We start from the raw sequence: 1,207 nt of genomic DNA, 5'->3' as shown, positions 1-1,207 counted from the left end.
TAAACCTTAAGTGCCTGATGTCATAAAAATCACGGTTGTTTTTCCCCGCTCTTTGCCGTAGAGTTAAGAGTTGGTTGTTTGTGCCAGTGTTAAGTGCACCTTAAAACGCCCTAGCACCTCACCGCGGTGAGCTCACAGACAGAAGATACATTTGCCCGCCGCACCTGCGACGGGCACCGACGTTAGCGGAGGATATGGCTAAGAAAGACGGCGTCATCGAGATTGAAGGCTCTGTGGTTGAAGCTCTGCCCAACGCGATGTTCCGTGTTGAGCTGGATAACGGCCACAAGGTTCTCGCACACATCTCGGGCAAGATGCGTCAGCACTACATTCGCATCCTGCCTGAGGACCGAGTAGTAGTGGAACTGAGCCCCTACGACCTTTCCCGAGGTCGTATCGTCTACCGTTACAAGTAAACCCGAGATAAACGTCGCCTTTGGCGGCGTTTAAATCGTGTTCAAAGGGATAACGCAGTTCCCCAACGTAAGTGAGGGAACCTCTTATCTCGCCAGTAATCAAGTTGCAATCAAAAGGAATGCGATGAAGGTCAAGCCGAGCGTTAAGCCGATCTGCGATAAGTGCAAAGTGATCCGCCGTCACGGTGTGGTCATGGTGATCTGCGAAAACCCGCGCCACAAGCAGCGCCAGGGCTAATCCCTAGTAGCTGACTTTGTAACCGCCTCAACAGAGGGCGGAATTGTCATAGGCACCGCTCCGAAGCAACGCCCAAAAAGGCGCCTTCGGATACCTCCGGACTCAGAGGCCGGGGACCGAGGCAGAACAACTCGGGCAGTGATGCTATAGACCTCTGGAAAACAACAAGGAGAAGCCAGTATGGCACGTCTCGCTGGAGTTGATATTCCCCGCGAAAAGCGCGTGGAAGTTGCTCTCACTTACATCTACGGCGTGGGCAAGACCCGTGCACATGAAACCCTCGCTGCTACCGGCGTCAACCCTGACACCCGCGTCAAGGACCTGACCGACCAGGAGCTCGTGGCACTTCGTGACTTCATCGAAGGCAACTACAAGGTTGAAGGTGATCTTCGCCGCGAGGTTGCAGCTGACATCCGCCGTAAGGTTGAAATCGGTTCCTACCAGGGCCTGCGCCACCGCCGCGGCCTGCCGGTTCACGGTCAGCGCACCAAGACTAACGCACGTACCCGCAAGGGCCCGAAGCGTACCGTCGCAGGTAAGAAGAAGTAAGCAA

At 55.1% G+C, this 1,207-nt stretch carries 3 protein-coding genes; all 3 read left to right on the top strand.

The genetic code is table 11. The features are described 5' to 3' along the window. Window positions 1-194: 194 nt before the first annotated feature. The 3 genes from infA to rpsM all read left to right on the top strand — a co-directional run bounded on the left by infA (window position 195) and on the right by rpsM (window position 1,203). Window positions 195-416 (top strand): translation initiation factor IF-1, encoded by a 222-nt coding sequence (gene infA, locus O3648_RS08320; RefSeq protein WP_005505018.1) that lies wholly within the window; start codon window positions 195-197, stop codon window positions 414-416. Between the two features lie 124 nt (window positions 417-540). Further along, complete coding sequence (rpmJ, locus tag O3648_RS08315) at window positions 541-654, top strand: 50S ribosomal protein L36 (protein WP_004005257.1); 114 nt, start codon at window positions 541-543, stop codon at window positions 652-654. A 180-nt stretch (window positions 655-834) separates the two neighbouring features. Next, window positions 835-1,203 (top strand): 30S ribosomal protein S13, encoded by a 369-nt coding sequence (rpsM, locus tag O3648_RS08310; RefSeq protein ID WP_005505026.1) that lies wholly within the window; start codon window positions 835-837, stop codon window positions 1,201-1,203. Window positions 1,204-1,207: the final 4 nt, after the last annotated feature.

The organism is Rothia sp. 27098_8_161 (assembly GCF_041432905.1).
GTDB lineage: Bacteria > Actinomycetota > Actinomycetes > Actinomycetales > Micrococcaceae > Rothia.
Note: the sequence above shows the minus strand (reverse complement) of the source record. Positions and strands in the feature narration are given on the sequence as shown.